Origin of the sequence: Arthrobacter bambusae (assembly GCF_022606295.1) — a bacterium.
Lineage (GTDB): Bacteria > Actinomycetota > Actinomycetes > Actinomycetales > Micrococcaceae > Arthrobacter > Arthrobacter bambusae_A.
The window spans coordinates 106,572-126,637 of record NZ_JAHHZS010000012.1 but is presented as its reverse complement, the minus strand read 5'-3'; the positions used below and the strand labels follow the sequence as shown (position 1 = coordinate 126,637).

Below are 20,066 nucleotides of genomic sequence, written 5' to 3'. Positions count from 1 at the left end.
CGTTTGCGAAAAACACCGCCGCGAATCCCCACCCGCCCCCTAGCCTCGCAAGCTCGGCCAGGGAACCCTGCGGGCGTGGGCCCATTGTTGTTACCCGGCGTAGCCGCGTACCGCTGCGAGTTCCGCTTCGAGGGCAAGCAGTTGGCGCTCGACGGCGGCCGGGGCCGTTCCGCCCTGGGAGTTGCGGCTGTTGAGCGAACCTTCGGTGCTGAGCACTGTGCGAACCTCGGGAGTCAAGTGCGCCGAAATGCCCGCGTACTCTTCGTCCGTCAGGTCCCACAGCTCGACGCTGCGTCCTTCGGCCAGCTTCACCGCGGCACCGGAGAGCTCGTGTGCCTCCCGGAACGGGACGCCCTGGCGGACGAGCCACTCTGCGATGTCCGTGGCAAGCGCGAAGCCCTGCGGGGCCAAGGATGCCATGCGCTCGGTGTTGAAGGTGAGCGTGGCGATCATGCCGGAAACAGCCGGGAGCAGCACTTCCAAGGTATCCGCCGCGTCGAAAACCGGTTCCTTGTCCTCCTGCAGGTCGCGGTTGTACGCGAGCGGCAGGCCCTTGAGCGTCGCCAACAGCCCGGTCAGGTTGCCGATGAGGCGCCCTGCCTTGCCGCGGGCGAGCTCGGCGACATCCGGGTTCTTCTTCTGCGGCATGATCGAGGACCCCGTGGAGTACGAATCATGGAGCGTCACGAAGGAGAACTCCTTGGTGGCCCACAGGATGACCTCCTCGGAAACCCGCGACAGGTCCACGCCGATCATCGAGCAGATCCATGCGAACTCGGCGAAGACGTCGCGCGAGGCAGTGCCGTCGATCGAGTTGTGCACCGCCGAGAAGAATCCGAGGTCCGCAGCGACGGACTCGGGATCCAGGCCGAGCGAGGAACCCGCCAAGGCTCCGGAACCATACGGCGATACACCGGCGCGCTTGTCCCAGTCCTGGAACCGCTGCACATCGCGCAACAGCGCCCAGGCATGGGCTAGCAGGTGATGGCTCAGCAGGACAGGCTGGGCATGCTGCAAGTGCGTCCGGCCAGGCATGGCAACGCCCTGGTGGGCCTTGGCCTGCTCCACGAGGGCATCGATCGTGGCGAGCACGCCACGGGCGATGATGCGGGCATGGTCGCGCAGGAACATGCGACCCAACGTGGCCACCTGGTCGTTGCGCGAACGGCCTGCCCGGAGCTTGCCGCCCAAGTGGGTTCCCGCGCGCTCGATGAGACCGCGTTCGAGGGAACCGTGGACGTCCTCGTCGCTCTCGGCAGGCTTGTAGGCGCCGCTCGCGACGTCGTCATCCAGCAGGGTGAGCGCCGCGAGCATGCCTTCGAGTTCGCCGTCGTCGAGCAGCCCGGCCTTGTGCAGCACCCGGGCATGCGCCTTGGAGCCGGCGATGTCGTAGCGGGCCAGCCGCCAGTCGAAGTGCGTGGACTTGCTCAGCGCGGCAAGCGCATCTGCAGGGCCGCCGGCGAACCGGCCGCCCCACAGCGCGCCGGTGTTTGTCGCTTCAGATTTGATCCCCGAACGCTCCCCAACCTCGCTGCGCTCGGCCGGGGACCCCGGCGTCCGTGGGCCTTGCTGCTGACTCACTTTCCTGAAACCCGCAGGTCGCGGCCTGCGGCGACCTTGGAGGACATTCCCCAGAGCTCGATGAAGCCCTTGGCCTGCGACTGGTCGAAGGTGTCGCCGGTGTCGTAGGTGGCGAGGTCGAAGTCATAGAGCGAGGTGTCGGAACGGCGGCCGTTGACGATGGCCTGGCCGCCGTGCAGGACCATGCGGATGTCGCCCGAGACGTATTTCTGGGTGTCCTCGATGAAGGCGTCCAAGGAGCGCTTGAGCGGGGAGAACCACTGGCCGTCGTAGACCAGCTCGGACCAGCGCTGGCCGACTGTGGCCTTGAAGCGGGCCTGCTCGCGCTCGATGGTGACGTCCTCGAGGTGCTTGTGGGCGGTGATGAGGGCCATCGCGCCGGGCGCCTCGTAGATTTCGCGGGACTTGATACCCACCAGGCGGTCCTCGACGACGTCGATGCGGCCAACGCCCTGGGCGCCGGCGCGGCGGTTCAGTTCCTGGATGACCTGGAGCGGAGTGCGCTTGACGCCGTCGATGGCCACCGGGACGCCGGCTTCGAAGGTGATGGTGACTTCGTCCGGCGCCGGCGGGAATTCCGGGGTGGCCGTGTAGTCGTAGATGTCCTTGGTGGGGGCGTTCCAGATGTCCTCGAGGTAGCCGGTTTCGACGGCGCGTCCCCAGACGTTCTGGTCGATCGAGTACGGGTTCTTCTTGGTGGTCTCGATCGGCAGTCCCTTTTCCTCGGCGAAGGCGATGGCCTTGTCGCGGGTCAGGGCGAGGTCGCGGACGGGTGCGATGCACTTCAAGTCCGGGCCCAGGGTCTGGATGCCGACCTCGAAGCGGACCTGGTCGTTACCCTTGCCGGTGCAGCCGTGCGCAACGGTGGTGGCACCGAATTCGCGGGCGGCCTTGACGAGGTGCTTGACGATCACGGGGCGTGAGATCGCCGAAACCAGCGGGTAGTGGCCCTGGTAGAGGGCGTTGGCCTTCAGCGTGGGCATGGCGTATTCGTTGGCGAATTCGTCGCGGGCGTCGGCCACGTAGGCCTCGACGGCGCCGCAGCCGAGGGCGCGCTGGCGGATGGTCTCCAGCGACTCGCCGCCCTGTCCGACGTCGACGGCCACGGCGATGACCTCGGCACCGGTGGCTTCACCGATCCAGCCGATGGCTACGGAAGTATCAAGGCCACCGGAGTAGGCCAGAACAATGCGCTCAGTCACGAGAGTGCTCCTTTGTTGTTGCTTGGTTCTTTTGAGTCAAATGCTTGGATCGGGCCGAAGGCCCGGATGGAACAGGTCAGAAGGGCTCAGTTGCCGGTCTCGGCTAGTTCCCCGGTCCGGCTTCCTGGGCCAGCTGGAGGAAGCGCGTTGCCAGTTCGGCGCCGCCGTCGGGATCCCTGGCAACCAAAAGCAAGGTGTCGTCGCCTGCGATCGTACCCAATACAGACGGCATTACCGAGTGGTCGATGGCCAGGGCGAGGAAGTTGGCGGCACCCGGCGGTGTCCGCAGCACCACGATATTGCCCGAGGCCTCGGCAGTGACCAGCAGCTCGCCGCAGAGGCGCGACAAGCGGGCGTCCAGGATTTCCTGGGTGACGCCGCTTTTTGCATTGCGGTCGCCGCCCTCGCCGGGCACCGCATAGACCAGTGCACCGTCCTTGCCGCGCACACGCACCGCCCCCAGTTCAACCAGGTCCCTGGAGAGGGTCGCCTGGGTGACCTGCACGCCGTCGTCGGCCAGCAAAGCCGCGAGTTCGGCCTGCGAGCGCACCGACTGACCGGTCAGGATCGCGGTGATCCGCGCCTGGCGGGCGGTCTTGGTGGCGGGGCTGGCGCCTTGCGACGCAGGATGGGTGGACACTAGAACGTGCTCTCTCCGGTGCCCTCAACGGGGGAAAGCCCGTCGACGAACGCGAGTCCCGAGCGGTGCATGAGCCAGGCCATGAGCGCTTTCTGGGCGTGCAAGCGGTTCTCGGCCTCGTCCCAGACGATCGACTGGGGTCCATCGATGACACCCGCGGAGATTTCGTAGCCGCGGTAGGCGGGCAGGCAGTGGAGCACGACGGCGTCCGGTGCGGCGTGTGCCATGGCGGCCTCGTCCACGGAATACCCGCGGAAGAGCTCCATCCGCGCTTCCTTCTCTGCTTCCTGCCCCATGGACACCCAGGTGTCCGTAGCGACGACGTCGGCGCCGTCGAGGGCTTCCGCGGCGTCAGTGGTGATGAGCACGGAACCGCCGGTCTCGGCGGCGCGCTCCTCGGCCGCCGCCACGATGTCGGCGGCCGGCAGGTAGCCTTCCGGACCCGAGATCCTGACGTGCATGCCCGCCGTGACGCCTGCCAGCAGATAGGAGTTGGCCATGTTGTTCGCGGCGTCGCCCAGGTAGGCCATGGTGAGGCCCTTGAGTTCGCCCTTGTGCTCCTTGACTGCCAGGAGGTCTGCCAGCAACTGGCAGGGGTGGTAGTCATCGCAGAGGGCGTTGATGACGGGAACTTTGGAGTTTTCGGCCATGGCTACGAGGCCGGAGTGCGCCGAGGTCCGCCACACGATGGTGGAGACCATGCGTTCGAGGACCTTGGCGGTGTCCTCCACGGATTCCTTGTGGCCGATCTGCGCCTCGCCCGGATTGATGATGAGCGCGTTGCCGCCCATGTCGGCGACGCCGGTGGCGAAGGACACTCGGGTACGGGTGGAGGTCTTGTCGAAGATCACGGCGACGGTCTTGCGCCCGTTGCCGGCAGCCGCGAACGGTTGGATGCTGTACGGGGCGGCCTTCATCCGGACTGCGAGTTCGAGCACCTCGGCTTGCTCGGCCGGAGTAAGGTCCGTGTCCTTGAGGAAATGACGGGTGGCGTTCACTGTGCGTCCTTAGCGGTCAGTGGTGCAGCGTTCAGGGGTGCAGCGGTTTCGGCTGCGGCCTGGATGATGCCTGGCAGCGCGTCGAGGAAGCGGTCGGCTTGCTCGGCGGTCAGGATGAGCGGCGGAGCCAGCCGGATGGTGCGCGGGCCGGGACTGTTGATGATGAAGCCCGCGTCGAGGGCAGCAGTCACCATGGCGGGCGCAATGTCGGAGTCGAGGTCGAAACCGATCAGGAGGCCTTCGCCCCGCACTTCGGTGACGGCGTCGACGTCGGACAGTCCGGCCCGCAACCGCGCGCCGACGCTGAGCACATTTTCCAGTACGCCCTGGCTTTCGATCGCATGCAGGGTGGCGAGGGCGGCGGCTGTGGCCACCGGGTTCCCGCCGAAGGTGGTGCCGTGCTGGCCCGCGGTCAGGAGCGACGACGTCGGCTCCCCGAAGGTGATGAGCGCGCCGACCGGGAAGCCACCGCCCAGGCCCTTGGCGAGCGTCACGGCGTCGGGGACGATTCCGGCGTCTTCGCTGGCCAGCCATTTGCCCGTTCGGCCGACGCCGGTCTGGACTTCGTCCAGGATGAGCAGCGCGCCTGCTTTGCTCGTCATCTCGCGGGCCGCCTGCAGGTACTCGACGCTGAGCGGGCGGACGCCGGCTTCGCCCTGGATGGGCTCCAGGAACACCGCGGCAGTGGTTTCGTCGACGGCGGCACGGAGCGCCTCGATGTCGCCGAACGGGATGTGGACGACTCCACCCGGCAGCGGCTCGAACGGCGCCCGGTACGCTTCCTTGGCGGTCAAGGCCAGCGCACCCATGGTGCGGCCGTGGAAAGCACCTTCCAGGGCGATGATCTTGGTGCGCGTGCCAGAGCTGTTGCGCCGCGCCAGCTTGAACGCGGCCTCGTTGGCTTCGGTACCGGAGTTGGCGAAGAACACCTTGGAGCCGGCAGGAGCTTTGGTGATGGCGAGGAGCTTCTCCGCGAGCGCGATCTGCGTGGGGCTCGTGAAGAAATTGGAGACGTGGCCCAGGGTGGCCAGCTGGCTGGAGATGACGGAGGTGACGAACGGGTGGGCGTGGCCCAGGGCGTTCACCGCAATCCCGCCGAGGAGGTCCAGGTATTCCTTGCCGTCGGCGTCCCACACGAGGGCACCCGCACCCCGGACCAGGACCCGCTGCGGGGTGCCGAAGACGCCCATGAGCGAGGAAGCGTAACGGGCCAGCCAGTCGCTTCCAGTGCTCTGGGAAACAAGCGTGGTTGCGGCGGGTTCCGCAGTAACGGCGGTCGGGCTCAAACCAACGGTTTCGTTCATGAGTTCACTTCCTCGTCGGGGACAACCTGGGTTCCGATGCCCGCGGTCGTAAAGGTTTCCAGGAGCATGGAGTGCGGCAGGCGGCCATCCACGATGTGCGCGCGTTCCACTCCTTCATCAATGGCCTTCAGGCAGGCCGTCATTTTCGGGATCATGCCGGACTCGAGGCGCGGCAACATCTCGCGCAACTCCGTCGCCGTCAGCGAGGAGATAAGCGAGGACTTGTCCGGCCAGTTGGCGTAGAGGCCCTCGACGTCGGTCAGGATGACGAGCTTGGATGCGCCCAGTGCCGAGGCGACCGCCGCTGCGGCCGTGTCCGCGTTGACGTTGAGGACCTGCCCCGTTGTGGAGCCCGTCCCGTCGCCCTCGTCGATGATCTCGGGTGCGACCGTGGAAATCACGGGGATGCGGCCGGCTGCGAGGATGTCCTCGATACCCGTGGGATCAACACCCACCACTTCGCCCACCAACCCCAGGTCCACTTCCTCGCCGTCCACTACGGTGCCGGTGCGCACGGCACGCAGGAGTCCGCCGTCTTCACCGGACATGCCCACGGCATAGGGTCCGTGGGAGTTGATGAGGCCCACGAGTTCGCGGCCCACTTGTCCGGTAAGCACCATGCGGACAACGTCCATGGCCTCGGGAGTGGTGACGCGCAGGCCGCCCTTGAATTCGGATTCGATGCCCAGCCGGCCGAGCATCGAGTTGATCTGCGGGCCACCCCCGTGCACGACGACGGGGTGGATACCCACGTGGTGCAGGAAGACGATGTCCTCGGCGAAGGCGCGGCGGAGTTCCTCGTTGACCATGGCGTTGCCGCCGTACTTGATCACCATGGTGGTGCCGGCGAACCGCTGGATCCACGGCAGCGCCTCGATCAGGGTCGCTGCCTTGTCCTGGGCAGTTTTTGCCGAATCGGCGCCGATGGATGTGTTTTCCCGGGTGTGCGCAGTCATGGTCATCCCGTCTAGCTCGAGTAGGCGCTGTTCTCGTGCACGTACTCGTGCGTGAGGTCGTTGGTCCAGATGGTGGCCTCGGCGTCGCCGGCCTGCAGGTCGATTTCCACGAGCACCTCGCGGGGTTCGAGGTCTACGAGGTTGCGGTCGTCGCCGATGCTGCCGTTGCGGCAGATCTGGATACCGTTCATGGAGACGTTGAGCCGGTCCGGTTCGAAGACGGCGTCGGTGGTGCCCACCGAGGACAGGACGCGGCCCCAGTTGGGGTCCTTGCCGAAGATGGCAGTCTTGAAGAGGTTGGAGCGGGCCACCGAACGGCTGACGATTTCGGCGTCGCGCTCGCTCGCCGCGTTGAACGTGCGGATGGCGATGTCGTGGCTGGCACCTTCGGCGTCACCGATCAGCTTGCGGGCGAGCTCGGCGCACACGTGGGTGACCCCGGCACCGAGCTGCTCGGCGGACGGCATGGCCTCGGAGGCCCCGGAGGCCAGCAGGACCACGGTGTCGTTGGTGGACATGCAGCCGTCGGAGTCCGTGCGGTCGAAGGTGACGCGCGTCGCGTCGCGGAGCACCACGTCGAGCTCTTCCGCCGGGACCTGGGCATCGGTGGTGAGCACCACGAGCATGGTTGCCAGGCCCGGCGCCAGCATGCCGGCGCCCTTCGCGATGCCCCCGACCGTGAACGTGTTGCCCTCGGCATCGGTCCCGGTGAAGACTGCTTCCTTCGCCACGCTGTCCGTCGTCATGATCGCCGTGGCGGCAGCGGAACCGCCGTTCTCGGAAAGTTCGGCGAACGCGGCGTCGATGCCAGGGATGATCTTGTCCATGGGCAATTGCTCGCCGATGAGTCCGGTGGAGCAAACCACGACGTCGGAGGCGGAGATCCCGAGCACGGCTGCCACTTTCTCTGCGGTTGCGTGCGTATTTTGGAAACCCTGGGGACCGGTGCAGGCGTTGGCGCCGCCGGAATTCAGCACCACTGCGTCGACGCGCCCGTCGGAGAGAACCTGGCGCGACCAGTGCACCGGCGCCGCGGCAACGCGGTTGGACGTGAAAACGGCTGCTGCGGCTTTCAGGGGACCGTCGTTGACGACGAGGGCGAGGTCCGGGTTGCCCGAGGCCTTGATGCCGGCTTTGACGCCTGCGGCCCGGAATCCCTGGGGGGCGGTGATGGTCACGGGGCAACTCCTTGGACATTGAGGCCGGCGGATTCGTCCAGGCCGAGGGCAATATTCATGGACTGCACGGCGCCGCCTGCGGTCCCTTTGGTCAGGTTGTCGATGACGCACGTGACAACCACACGGCCGGAATGCTCGTCGAAGGCCAACTGCATGACGGCGTGGTTGGAACCCTGCACCGATTTGGTGGTGGGCCACTGGCCCTCGGGCAACAGGTGGACGAACGGTTCGTCGTCGTACGCTTCAGCCCAGGCACTGCGGAGTTCCGCAGCGGTGACGCCGGGCTTGACCTTGGCTGTTGCCGTGCTCAGGATGCCCCGGCTCATGGGCGCGAGGGTGGGAGTGAAGGACACGGTGACCGGTTCACCCGCGGCGTTGGAAAGTCCCTGTTCGATCTCCGGGGTGTGGCGGTGGCCGCCGCCCACGCCATAGGGACTCATGGAACCCATGACTTCGGAACCGATGAGATTGACCTTGGCCGCCTTGCCCGCGCCCGAGGTACCGGAGGCGGAAACAATCACGACGTCGTCCGGCTGGAGAAGCTTGTTGGCGAAGCCGGGCGTGAGGGCAAGGAGGGCCGACGTCGGGTAGCAGCCGGGAACGGCAATCCGCTTCGCTCCCTTCAAGGCGTCGCGCTGGCCGGGAAGTTCCGGCAGCCCGTACGGCCAGGTCCCCGCATGGGCGGAGCCATAGAACCTTTCCCAGGCTGCGGGGTCTTCGAGCCGGTGGTCCGCGCCGGCGTCGATCACCAGCGTGCCTTCCGGCAGCTGCGCTGCGATCTCAGCCGAGGCTCCGTGCGGGAGCGCCAGGAACACGACGTCGTGACCGGCGAGGTTTTCCACGCTGGTGTCTTCGAGAATCCGGCTGGCCAAACCGTGGAGATGCGGCTGCAACTCCCCTAGTCTGGAACCGGCGTTGCTGTGCGCAGTGATGGCACCGATGGTGACGTCGGGGTGGCCTGCCAGAAGGCGCAGCACCTCTCCCCCGGCATAGCCGCTGGCACCGGAGACGGCAACAGAAATAGTCATGGCACGACTATACAGCAAAACTATTCATGGTTGCCGATATTTATGCACGCCCTTTTCCGGAGCTTCTTCGAGCCACTCCCGGAAGCAGCCCGTCTCGGCACAACCCCTTTGGGAGCGTATGCTGAATAGAGGGTGATCTAGACCGTGCAGCCGATCGTCGGTTGCAGCGTTGCCCGTTATGTATTACGGGGCAACTGCATATGTCACAGACCTCCACCACGGAACGTCCTCATAAGGGCGTCCGGCCACCCAACGCCGTCGTTCTTAGCTATTCCGAACTGCTCAAGACGGTCCGCGCGGAAGGGCTTTTGAAGCGCCGCGTCGGTTTTTACATCAGCGTTTTCGCTTCCCTGGTCCTCTTGCTGACCGGCACCTGGTTCGGCTTCGCGCTGATTGGGCCCAGCTGGTACCAGCTCCTCATCGCCGCGGCCCTGGGCATCCTTTGCACCCAGTTGAGCTTCCTTGCCCACGAGGCCGGCCACCGCCAGATTTTCGCGTCCCGCAGGGCCAATGACTGGTCCGCCCGCATCCTGGCCACTTCGGTTGCCGGCATCAGCTATGCCTGGTGGGAACAGAAGCACGGCGCGCACCACAACAGCCCGAACGTGATTTCGAAGGACCCGGACATCAAAACCGGAGCCCTGGCATTCCATGTTGAAGCCGCTGCCGGCAGGCAGGGACGCTTCGCGTTCCTCACCCGCAGGCAAGGCTGGTTCTTCTTCCCGCTCCTCTTGCTGCTGGGCATCAGCCTGCAGTGGGAGTCCTTGATGTACATCTTCCGGCCCGGAGCCATCAAGCACCGCTGGGTGGAAACCCCCATCCTCCTGGCACGGCTTCTCGCGCTGCCGGTCCTCGCCTTCACGTTCCTTCCGCTTGGCATGGCATTTGCCTTCCTGGGCGTCCAGATCATGGTGTTCGGCTTCTACATGGGTGCTTCCTTCGCCCCGAACCACAAGGGCATGCCGGTCCTCCCGGCAGACTCGCGGGTCGATTTCCTTCGCCGCCAGATTCTGACCGCCAGGAACATCTCCGGCGGCCCGTTCATGAACATCCTCCTGGGCGGCCTCAACCACCAGGCGGAGCACCACTTGTTCCCGGACATGGCCCGCCCGCACTTGCGCCGCGCTTCGGAGATCGTTCGGAGCTACTGCGAAAAGCATTCCATTCCTTATACGGAAACCACGTTGATGCAGTCGTACGGCATCGTCGTTCGGTACCTCAACGAGGTAGGACTCGCCGCAGGCCGCGGCTTTGACTGCCCCGTCGCATCCGCGCACGGCAGGGGCTGACGCGCCCGGAAGGCCACGGGCCACGTTACGGCGAACCACGGCCCCCAGCAGCTGACTGGACACTCGACGGACTCCGCTCCCTAGGATGGTTGTGTGAATGCGGGCACGAAAGTGCCTCGACGGAGAAGGAGACCCATGACGCAAGCGATCATCGCCCGGCAAGCGGGAGGACCTGAAGTCCTCGAACTCACCGAAGCAGAGGTTCCGGTTCCTGGCCCGCGACAACTCCTCGTCAAAGTTGCAGCCGCCGGAGTGAACTTCATTGACACGTATCAGCGCAGCGGCACCTACAAGGTCGAGTATCCGTTCACCCCCGGCTCCGAGTCTGCAGGCACCGTGGAGGCCATCGGCCCCGACGTCGAGGACTTCGCCGTCGGAGACAGGGTCGCTACGGCTGAAGGATCCCGCAGCTACGCGGGGTACACCCTCGTAGACGCGGACAAGGCACTTCCCGTGCCGGACGGCGTCGACGACCACACAGCGGCAGCACTGCCGCTGCAGGGAATGACCGCGCACTACCTGATCAACTCTTCCTTCCGCGTGGAACCGGGCCAGACCGTCCTGACGCATGCCGGCGCCGGCGGCGTGGGACTCATCCTGACGCAGTTGCTCAAGGCCCGGGGCGCACGCGTCATCACCACGGTCTCCTCGGACGAGAAGGAAGCCCTTGCCCGGGAAGCCGGCGCGGACGAAGTCCTGCGCTACACCGGATTTGCGGACAAGGTCCGCGAGCTCACCGATGGCACGGGCGTGAACGTGGTGTACGACGGCGTCGGCAAGGATACTTTTGACGGTTCCCTCGCGAGCTTGCGCGTCCGCGGCGCGCTCGTCCTGTTCGGGGCGGCTTCCGGTCCTGTGCCACCCTTCGATCCCCAGCGGCTGAACGCGGGCGGATCGCTGTCCCTGACGCGCCCCACCCTTGGCCATTTCCTCCAGAACCCGCAGGAGCGGCGCTGGCGCTCGGCTGAAGTCTTCGGCGCTGCCGCCAGCGGCGCGCTCAAAGTCCGGATTGGCGGAACGTACCCGCTCGCCGACGCAGCCCAGGCCCATCGCGACCTGGAGGGCCGCAACACCACCGGCAAGCTACTGTTGCTCCCATAATCGAATAAACAGCTCGTTGGCTTTTCACTTAGCATTGGGCTAGGCCATGGCAACGGTCACGCGGCCGCTGACACTTTTTGTTCACTTCAATCCGAGAAGCTTCGAACGTGACCCAGGAACATGAAATCCCGGCGGACAGCCTGGAACTCCAAGCGGTGCATCTGCCCCAGCTGCAAGGTTCAGCAGCCGCCCCGCCCGCGCGCACGCTCGTGGAGATCCTCCACGACACGGCCCTGGCATTTCCGGAGGCTTCTGCCCTCGACGACGGGCAGAAGTCGCTGAGTTATTCAGAACTCATGGCACAGGTACACGGTTTTGCTGCAACGCTCAACGCAGCCGGTCTGGGCCCCGGGGACAAGATCGGCGTCCGGGTTCCCTCCGGATCCAACGATCTCTACATTGCCATCCTGGCGATCCTCTCGATTGCGGCCGCCTATGTGCCCGTGGACGCGGACGATCCCGAGGAACGGGCACGGCTGGTTTTCGGAGAAGCCAAAGTGTCTGCCGTCGTCACCAAGGGCGGCAGGATCGATGTGTCCGCGGACCGCCCCACACCGCACCCGACTCCGCGCGCACCCGGGCTGGACGACGATTCCTGGGTCATCTTCACCTCGGGGTCCACCGGCACGCCGAAGGGTGTGGCAGTGCGACACCGTTCATCCGCCGCCTTTGTCGACGCCGAAGCCCGGCTCTTCCTCCAGCAGGATCCGATCGGACCGCAGGACCGGGTCCTCGCCGGCCTTTCCGTGGCCTTCGACGCTTCCTGCGAAGAAATGTGGCTGGCGTGGCGGCACGGCGCCTGCCTTGTCCCGGCCCCGCGCGCCTTGGTGCGTTCCGGCGTGGACCTTGGCCCGTGGCTCATCAACCACGGCATCACGGTGGTTTCCACCGTTCCCACACTCGCGGCCCTGTGGCCCGCGGAAGCCCTCGAAAACGTGCGCCTGCTCATTTTCGGTGGCGAAGCCTGCCCTCCGGAACTCGCAGAGCGTCTCGCCGTTGACGGCCGCGAAGTGTGGAACACCTATGGCCCCACCGAAGCAACCGTCGTGGCCTGCGCGGCTCCCCTAGGCGGGGATGGCCCGGTGCGGATTGGACTGCCGCTGGACGGCTGGGACCTCGCCGTCGTCGATGCTGCCGGTATTCCCGTCGCGGAAGGCGAGACAGGCGAACTGATCATCGGCGGCGTCGGACTGGCCCGCTACCTCGACCCGGCCAAGGACGCCGAAAAGTACGCCCCCATGCCGTCCCTGGGGTGGGAACGCGCATACCGCTCCGGCGACCTCGTCCGCTACGAGGAAGCCGGCCTCGTTTTCCAGGGCCGCGCGGATGAACAGGTCAAGCTTGGCGGCCGGCGCATCGAACTCGGTGAGATTGACGCCGCCCTGCAGGCCCTCCCGGGAGTCGCCGGCGCCGCGGCTGCGGTCCGCACGACGGCGGCGGGGAACCAGATACTGGTCGGCTACCTGGCTCCGGCCGGACCAGGGGACATCGACCTCGCAGCGTCCCGCGAATTGCTCACGGAAAGCCTTCCCGCCGCGCTGATCCCGCTGCTGACGGTCGTCGATTCGCTTCCGACCAAGACCAGCGGCAAAGTGGACCGGCATTCGCTTCCCTGGCCACTGGCCGGCGCGGGCGCCGCGGATGCCGACAAAGCACCACTCAACCTCCCCGAGGACGCCCAATGGGTGGTTGAACAGTGGGAAAGCGTCCTCGGCTCCAGCGTCACCTCGCTCGACGCCGATTTCTTCGCCTACGGCGGGGGCTCCCTCGCCGCAGCCCAACTCGTCTCGGCGCTGCGCGTGCGGTACCCCACCATCACGGTGGCCGAAATCTATGCAACTCCTCGCGTGGGCGCCTTGATCGACGCCGCGCGGCAGTCACTGCCGGAAGGCGGCATCCAAGGGCCGGCGGCCGAACGCACGGTCCGCCCCACCTCCCGGAAATCGCAGATCTTCCAGACCCTGATGGGAATCTTCCTCAACATCCTGGTGGGCATGCGTTGGCTCACGTACCTCATGGCCGCCAACCGCTTACTGGCCGACTTCGCCGGTTTCACCGCCGCTCCCGTGGTGTCCTGGTGGTGGATCCTGGCATCGTGGCTGGTGTTCGTCAGCCCGCCGGGACGCATGGGGATCTCGATTCTGGCCGCGCGAACCCTTTTGCGCGGCGTCAGTCCCGGAACGTACCCGCGCTCGGGCAAAGTCCACTTGAAGCTGTGGCTGGCAGAACAGATCCAGGACCTTTCAGGCGCCATCAGCCTCGCGAGCGCTCCGTGGGTTCCCTACTACGCCAGGGCACTCGGGGCGAAGATCGGGAACAACGTCCATTTGCACTCGCTGCCTCCGGTCACCGGACTGCTCTCCTTGGGCAGCGGCTCCAACATCGAACCCGAAGTGGACCTCTCTGCCTGGTGGATCGACGGCGACTTCGTCCACATCGGCGCCATCCACGTAGGTGCCGGCGCCACAGTCGGCTCCCGCAGCACCCTCATGCCGGGAACCAGCATCGGCGCAGGTGCGCGCGTGGAGCCCGGCTCCGCGGTGTTGGGCAAGGTCAAGGCCGGGCATCTTGTTGCCGGCTCCCCCGCCGAGCGCCGCGGCAAAGCCAAGAATGGCTGGCCCGAGACCCCTTCGTCACACCACCTGATCGGCAGGCTCTGGTTTGCGGCATTCGCTGCGGCCTCGGCGCTGCTCGCCCTGATCCCCTACATCTCGGCATTCGTCGCTGCGATCGTCATCCTGGCATTCATCCAAGGCAGGAGTTCCCTGCAGGACGCCTTCCCGGAACTCCTGCCTGCCATCCCCTTGGCGGCATTGGCCTGGTTCCTGTGCAATCTCCTCTTGATCCTGGCGACCACCCGGATGCTCGGCGTCGGCCTCAAGGAGGGGTACTACCGGGTCCGCAGCCGCGTCGGCTGGCAGGTCTGGGCTACCGAACGTGTGCTGGACATGGCACGGGACCTGCTCTTCCCGATCTACGCCAGCCTCTTCACCCCGGTGTGGTTGCGCCTGCTGGGTGCCAAGGTAGGCCGCAACGTGGAAGCTTCCACGGTGCTCCTGCTTCCACGCATGACGACCATCGGCGAAGGCGCGTTCCTCGCCGACGACACCATGGTGGCCTCTTACGAGCTCGGCGGCGGCTGGATGAAAATCGCTCCGGCCAAGATCGGCAAACGCTCCTTCCTGGGCAATTCCGGCATGACCGCCGCAGGCCGCAGCGTTCCCAAGAACTCACTCGTGGCGGTCCTGTCCGCCACGCCGGCCAAGGCCAAATCGGGCACCTCCTGGCTGGGGAGTCCTCCCGTCAGGCTGCGCAGGACTGCCGTCAATGCGGATCAGAGCCTCACCTTCAACCCGCCGTTGGCCCTCAAGGCCAAACGGGCCCTGTGGGAACTGTGCCGCTTGGTGCCGGTCATGCTGACGGTGGGGATCGCCGTCGGCATCATGCTGGTCCTCGACTGGATCGCCACCGAGACCTCCTACTGGCTCGCCGCCGTCCTTGGAGGCGTCGTGATCCTCGCCGCGGGTGCCGTGGCGGCTGCGAGTTCGGTGGCCGCGAAGTGGGTCTTGGTCGGGCGCATCAAAGAGGGCGAACATCCCCTGTGGAGCTCGTTCATTTGGCGCAACGAGGTGGTGGACACCTTCATCGAAATGGTCAGTGCCCCTTGGTTTGCGCGTTCAGCATCCGGCACGCCGGCGTTGGTGTGGTGGCTCCGGGCGCTCGGCGCGAAAATCGGCCGGGGTACCTGGTGCGAGAGCTACTGGCTGCCCGAAGCCGACCTCGTCACGCTCGGCGAAAGCTCCACGGTCAACCGCGGCTGCGTGGTCCAGACACATCTCTTCCATGACCGCATCATGAGCATCGACACCGTGGTCCTCGGTGACGGCGCCACGATGGGTCCGCACGGCGTGATCCTGCCGCGCGCCAGCATCGGGGCCGGCGGAACGGTGGGACCGGCGTCGCTCGTCATGCGTGGAGAGACGGTTCCCGCGGGCACCTACTGGATGGGCAACCCCGTCAGCCCGTGGTCCGGGCCGTAGCGTAGATTGGCAAGGGGGCTTATTAATTACCAGCCCATGAGGACCCCGACACAACAAGCTACACGGAGGCAGCCAGCGCACATGAGCCGCAGCGAACCCGGAACACCCCAAGCGCGGGAAACCACTACAACTGCCGCCGATCCCTACACCCTGCACCATGGGAGCACGGCATTCCAGGTCCAGAGGTATGAACTGGACCTGGACTACAGCCTGGGCAGCAACCGGCTTAACGGACGCGCCGTGCTCCGTTGCGTCACGCTCGAAGACACGGACTCCGTAGTCCTCGACCTGGTAGGCATGAAGGCTTCCAAAATCCTGGTTGACGGCAAGAAAGTGCCGAAGTTCAGCCCGCGCGGCGAACACCTCGTGATCACCACCAAAGACCGCTTGCGGGCAGGCCAGCACTTCACGGTTGAACTCCGCTACGACGGCAACCCGAAGCCGCGCCGGGGCCTGTGGGGCGAAGTCGGGTGGGAAGAGCTCGAAGACGGCGTGCTGGTTGCCGGGCAGCCGAACGGCGCCGCGTCCTGGTTCCCGTGCAACGACCATCCCCGGCACAAGTCCAGCTACTTGATCAGCATCACCACCGACGACAACTACCGCGCCATCTGCAACGGCCGCCTCGTCTCCCACAGCAGGAAATCAAGCCGCGAAACCTGGGTCTACGAACAGGCCGAGCCGATGGCAAGCTATCTCGCCACCGTGCAAATCGGACGCTACCGGCTTCACCAGCTCAGCCCCGCCCCGGGTGGGGTCCGCGCCGGAACTGCCCATCACGCCGAAGCCCTGCGGCAGGCTCCGGTGCCCCAGTTCGTTGCTGTCTCCCCCGGTTTGTTGACCGAGGCCCGCGAAGGCCTGGCACGGCAGGCCGACATGATGCGCACCTTTGTGGAGTGTTTCGGTCCGTATCCCTTTGCCGAATACACGGCCGTGGTGACCGAGGACGAACTGGAAATACCGCTTGAGGCCCAGACCCTCTCCATCTTCGGCAGGAACCACATGGAGCAATCGTGGGACGCGCAGCGCCTCATCGCCCACGAGCTGTCCCACCAGTGGTTCGGCAACTCGCTCACCGTGAGCAGCTGGCGGGACATCTGGTTGCATGAGGGCTTCGCGTGCTATGCCGAGTGGATCTGGTCCGAAGAGGCGGGCGTCATGTCCCTCGCCAACCGCGCAAGGGCCGCGTGGCGCAAGCTCGACATGGGCGCCCAGGACCTCGTGATCGGGGATCCCGGACCGGAGCACATGTTCGATGACCGCGTCTACAAGCGCGGGGCCCTGGCCCTCCACGCCGTCCGCCGCGCATGTGGAGACGAAGCGTTCTTCGGATTGCTGCGCCATTGGACCGAGGCCAAGCGCCACAGCTCGGTCTCCACGGAGGAATTCATCGCTGCGGCAAACACTTACGTCCCGGGGCTCGACGCGGGAAGTGTCCTGGAACCGTGGCTGTACCAGGCAAGGGTGCCCGCTTTCGGCTGATCCCGAAAATCCAGCCTGTCCAAGGACTTAGCGTGCCGATATCGCGAGGGCGGCAAGCAGACCGGCCGGAAGATCCCGGCCGCCCGCGCTTGACGGGAGTTCGAGGTCCCACAGCCCCGCCCTGTCAAGCACATCGAGGGAATCCGGGGCCACCCTGAGCCCGTCGCCCGTCATCTTCAACCAGGCTTCCTTGCGCGCCCACAATCGTGCTCGCTCCTGGGGCCGCCCCGCGGGATCCAGCGCGTCGAGATGGCGCCGCTCCCGCACGGTGAGGGCGACGTCGTCGAAGCCGGTGAACTCCGTGCCCGCGGCATTTTCCAGGTCGGCGCCCACCCGGAGCCCTGGTCCGGGGTGTACGACGGCGGCAAACAGCACCCAGCCCGACGACCGTGAGGCGCTAAGCGCCAAGGGTGCGGGGCCGCCGTCGAGCAGGTATCCGGGCCGGCCATGCGCGATGTCCGGACCGGAACCGCAGTCCGGGCACTCGTAGGCCGCCTGGAGCTTCGAGGCGGGAACACCCAGAAGGGTGGCCGCAAAGACTTGCTGCGCCAGCCTGGAGGCCAGGAATTCCAGGCGCAGGGCCGGGGCCATGGTGTTTGCCCGAAGCGTCTCGGCCGGAGACAGCAATTCCGCCGCGATCTTTTCGATGGCGGCGGAATCGGCAGGGTCCAAGGACTGGATGTGAACAGCCAGCCCCTGGACCCCCGGGTTGATGTCCGTCAGCGCTGGACTGCCCCGAATCGCTCTGCGGCGACGGCGACGGCGGCCTCACGTGCCGCCGATGCCTCGTCGGCGGTCAAAGTGCGGTCCGAGGCACGGAACCGCAGCCCGAACGCGAGCGACTTCTTGCCGTCTTCGATCCCCTGGCCCGCGTAGACATCGAACAAGGCGACGTCTTCGAGGAGTTCGCCGGCGCCTTCCCGGAGGGCCGCCAGCACTGCGTCCGCCGGAACGTCCTGCGGCACCACAAGGGCTACGTCCTGGGTGGCCACCGGGAAACCGGAGATGTGCTTGGCGACAATGACGTCCGGAGCGGCGTCGAACAGTGCGTCCGCATTGAGCTCGAGGGCAACGGAGCGCGCCGGCATGTCATGGGCGGCGAGCAGCTTGGGGTGCAACTCGCCGGCGTAGCCGACGACGTCGCCGGAGCGGAGCGCCAACCGGGCGGCCCGGCCCGGGTGGAACGCCTGGTGGCTGCCTTGGCTGACGACGAGTTCGACGCCGAGGACGTCGCCGACGAGCCGGGCAACATCCAGGGCGTCGGCCCAGTCCCAGGCACGCGGGGTGTGGGCCGCGGCTGCCGGGGAATCATGGCCGGTCAAGACCGCGGCAATGTGCAGCGGCTGGTCCGGGACGCCGTCGTACAGTCCGTCAAGGACCTCGTCGGTTGGCTTGACTCCCAGCGGCGGGATGGATGCCGTGCCGAGCTGACCGTCCGGAAGGAACACCGAGCCTGCCTCGAAAAGGGCGAGATCGCGGAAACCGCGGGAGTGGTTGCGGCGGGCCACCTCGATCAGGCCCGGAAGCACGGACGTACGCAGGTAGCCGTGTTCCTCGCTGATCGGGTTGGCCAATTTGAGGGCGGTGCGTGCCGCGCCTTCCTCTGCCACGCCGAAGGTGTCGTTGGCCGACTTGGAGACAAACGGGTACGACAGGACCTCGGTGAGCCCGGCGTCGGCGAGGGCCTGGACCACGCGGCGTTTTTGCTGCTGGGTCCGGGTCAGGCCGCGGCCAGGAGGGGCCACGGGCAGGGTTGCCGGGATGTTGTCGTAGCCCACCAGCCTCGCGATTTCCTCGGAGAGGTCTTCCTTGGTTTCCAGGTCGTTGCGCCAGCTCGGTGCCGTGACCACGTAGGAGTCGCTCGCTTCGTCCTTCAGGACGATGGCGCCGAGGTCCTTGAGGGAACCCGTGATTTGCTCTTCCGTGAAGTCGATGCCGATCCGGGAGGCCGCGTAGCCTGCCGGCAGCTCGATGGTGACGGCGTCAGGTGCCGTCCCGACGTCGGTGCCGGCTTCGTCCGCCGTCCCGCCGGCCAGTTCCACCAGGAGGTCGACGACGCGCTGGGCAGCTACGTTGGCAACCTGCCAATCCACACCGCGTTCGAATCGCTTGGACGCCTCCGACGGCAGCTTGTGCCTGCGGCGCGAGCGACCGATCGAGACCTCGTCGAAGTGCGCGGCCTCGACCAGGATGTTGGTGGTCGAATCGGAAACCTCGGTGTTGGCTCCCCCCATCACGCCGGCGATGCCGATTGCACCGGAGTCGTCGGTGATCAGGAGGTCTTCGACGTCGAGCGCCCGCACTTTGTCGTCAAGGGTGGTGATCTTCTCGCCCGCGACGGCTCGGCGGACCACGATGTCGCCCGAAAGCTTGTCGAGGTCGTAGCAGTGGTTCGGCTGGCCGAGTTCGAGCATCACGTAGTTGGAAATGTCGACAGGCAGCGAAATGGAGCGGATGCCGGCAAGACGCAGCCGGGAGACCATCCATGGCGGGGTGGGACGGGTTGCGTCCACGCCGCGGACTGTGCGGGCCACGAAACGGTCGCAACCAGGCTTGCCGTAGATGGGGGCGTCGTCGTTGAGCTTGACGCCATAGCCGCCGGAGAGCGCCGCGGGGGCGTTGACCTTGGCCGCCGGGTCCGTGAAGACGGTTCCGGTGGCGTGGGCGTACTCGCGTGCCACGCCACGAATGGAGAACGCGTAGCCGCGGTCCGGGGTGACGTTGATTTCGGCGGCTTCGTCGTAGAGGCCCAGAAGGGACATGGCGTCGGTGCCGATTTCGGGATCCAAGCCGATGCGGGAGAGCACCAGGATGCCGTCGTGGTCCTCACCGATGCCGAGTTCACGGACGGAGGCGATCATGCCTGCCGACAGGTGCCCGTAGGTCTTGCGGGCGGAAATGTGGAAGTCACCCGGGAGCACGGCGCCCGGGAGGGTCACCACAACCTTGTCTCCCTCGACGAAGTTGTGGGCACCGCAAATGATGCCCTGCACGCCGGAAGGATCGATGCCCTTGCCGGTCAGGGTCTGCTCCTGGCCTTCAGGGACAACGCGGACCTGGCACCAGTTGATGGTCTTGCCGTTGGACTGCGGTTCCTTGACGAGGCTCAGGACCTGGCCCACCACGATGGGACCCTTGAGTTCGTCCGTGGGGCGGTGGACCGCTTCTTCCTCAAAACCGACCTTGACGAGTTCCGCCATGACGTCTTCGGCCGTGGCGTCGGCCGGAACCTGCGCGAATTCACGCAGCCATGTAAGTGGGATACGCACT

At 66.3% G+C, this 20,066-nt stretch carries 14 protein-coding genes; 4 read left to right on the top strand and 10 right to left on the bottom strand.

Going from position 1 to position 20,066, the window contains the following annotated elements:
- Positions 1-90 precede the first annotated feature (90 nt).
- From argH to argC, 8 genes are all read right to left on the bottom strand, one after another.
- Positions 91-1,581, bottom strand: coding sequence for an argininosuccinate lyase (argH, locus tag KNN17_RS10750; RefSeq protein WP_241708871.1), 1,491 nt, complete (start codon positions 1,579-1,581; stop codon positions 91-93).
- Positions 1,578-2,783 carry an argininosuccinate synthase gene (locus tag KNN17_RS10745; RefSeq protein ID WP_078105636.1) on the bottom strand — a complete coding sequence of 402 codons (1,206 nt, stop codon included), beginning with the start codon at positions 2,781-2,783 and terminating at the stop codon, positions 1,578-1,580. Before KNN17_RS10745 ends, argH begins: the two co-directional genes overlap by 4 nt.
- A 103-nt stretch (positions 2,784-2,886) precedes the next feature.
- Positions 2,887-3,423 (bottom strand): arginine repressor, encoded by a 537-nt coding sequence (locus KNN17_RS10740; protein ID WP_241708869.1) that lies wholly within the window; start codon positions 3,421-3,423, stop codon positions 2,887-2,889.
- Positions 3,423-4,421, bottom strand: a complete 999-nt coding sequence (argF, locus tag KNN17_RS10735; protein WP_241708866.1) for an ornithine carbamoyltransferase — start codon at positions 4,419-4,421, stop codon at positions 3,423-3,425. Before argF ends, KNN17_RS10740 begins: the two co-directional genes overlap by 1 nt.
- A complete protein-coding gene (locus tag KNN17_RS10730) occupies positions 4,418-5,725 on the bottom strand; it encodes an acetylornithine transaminase (protein ID WP_241708865.1) in 1,308 nt (435 codons plus the stop codon). Before KNN17_RS10730 ends, argF begins: the two co-directional genes overlap by 4 nt.
- Positions 5,722-6,681 (bottom strand): acetylglutamate kinase, encoded by a 960-nt coding sequence (gene argB / locus KNN17_RS10725; protein ID WP_241708861.1) that lies wholly within the window; start codon positions 6,679-6,681, stop codon positions 5,722-5,724. Before argB ends, KNN17_RS10730 begins: the two co-directional genes overlap by 4 nt.
- 11 nt (positions 6,682-6,692) lie before the next feature.
- A complete protein-coding gene (gene argJ / locus KNN17_RS10720; protein WP_241708860.1) occupies positions 6,693-7,859 on the bottom strand; it encodes a bifunctional glutamate N-acetyltransferase/amino-acid acetyltransferase ArgJ in 1,167 nt (388 codons plus the stop codon).
- A complete protein-coding gene (argC, locus tag KNN17_RS10715) occupies positions 7,856-8,887 on the bottom strand; it encodes an N-acetyl-gamma-glutamyl-phosphate reductase (protein ID WP_241708859.1) in 1,032 nt (343 codons plus the stop codon). Before argC ends, argJ begins: the two co-directional genes overlap by 4 nt.
- Positions 8,888-9,087: 200 nt before the next feature.
- Here argC and KNN17_RS10710 point away from each other — a divergent pair, with 200 nt between their 5' ends.
- The 4 genes from KNN17_RS10710 (at position 9,088) to KNN17_RS10695 (ending at position 16,796) form a co-directional block, all read left to right on the top strand.
- Positions 9,088-10,176, top strand: a complete 1,089-nt coding sequence (locus tag KNN17_RS10710; RefSeq protein ID WP_078105643.1) for a fatty acid desaturase family protein — start codon at positions 9,088-9,090, stop codon at positions 10,174-10,176.
- 135 nt (positions 10,177-10,311) lie between these two features.
- Complete coding sequence (locus tag KNN17_RS10705) at positions 10,312-11,277, top strand: quinone oxidoreductase family protein (protein ID WP_241708858.1); 966 nt, start codon at positions 10,312-10,314, stop codon at positions 11,275-11,277.
- A gap of 107 nt (positions 11,278-11,384) precedes the next feature.
- Positions 11,385-15,317: a Pls/PosA family non-ribosomal peptide synthetase gene (locus KNN17_RS10700; RefSeq protein WP_241708849.1), complete on the top strand. Its 3,933-nt coding sequence runs from the start codon at positions 11,385-11,387 to the stop codon at positions 15,315-15,317.
- An 81-nt stretch (positions 15,318-15,398) separates the two neighbouring features.
- Complete coding sequence (locus KNN17_RS10695; RefSeq protein WP_241708847.1) at positions 15,399-16,796, top strand: M1 family metallopeptidase; 1,398 nt, start codon at positions 15,399-15,401, stop codon at positions 16,794-16,796.
- A 27-nt stretch (positions 16,797-16,823) separates the two neighbouring features.
- Here the strand turns inward: KNN17_RS10695 and KNN17_RS10690 are convergent, their stop codons facing one another.
- Both KNN17_RS10690 and pheT read right to left on the bottom strand, forming a co-directional pair.
- The gene (locus KNN17_RS10690; protein WP_241708845.1) at positions 16,824-17,468 is read right to left on the bottom strand and encodes a 4'-phosphopantetheinyl transferase family protein; all 645 of its coding nucleotides are present in this window, start codon (positions 17,466-17,468) and stop codon (positions 16,824-16,826) included.
- Between the two features lie 47 nt (positions 17,469-17,515).
- Positions 17,516-20,065, bottom strand: a complete 2,550-nt coding sequence (gene pheT / locus KNN17_RS10685) for a phenylalanine--tRNA ligase subunit beta (RefSeq protein WP_241708844.1) — start codon at positions 20,063-20,065, stop codon at positions 17,516-17,518.
- Position 20,066: the final 1 nt, after the last annotated feature.

What these genes read in the sequence shown, in the direction of transcription:
- KNN17_RS10730 (WP_241708865.1), bottom strand. Translation starts at nt 5,725, where the DNA reads ATGAACGAAACCGTTGGTTTGAGCCCGACCGCCGTTACTGCGGAACCC.
- argB (WP_241708861.1), bottom strand. Translation starts at nt 6,681, where the DNA reads ATGACTGCGCACACCCGGGAAAACACATCCATCGGCGCCGATTCGGCA.
- argC (WP_241708859.1), bottom strand. Translation starts at nt 8,887, where the DNA reads ATGACTATTTCTGTTGCCGTCTCCGGTGCCAGCGGCTATGCCGGGGGA.
- KNN17_RS10710 (WP_078105643.1), top strand. Translation starts at nt 9,088, where the DNA reads ATGTCACAGACCTCCACCACGGAACGTCCTCATAAGGGCGTCCGGCCA.
- KNN17_RS10705 (WP_241708858.1), top strand. Translation starts at nt 10,312, where the DNA reads ATGACGCAAGCGATCATCGCCCGGCAAGCGGGAGGACCTGAAGTCCTC.
- KNN17_RS10695 (WP_241708847.1), top strand. Translation starts at nt 15,399, where the DNA reads ATGAGCCGCAGCGAACCCGGAACACCCCAAGCGCGGGAAACCACTACA.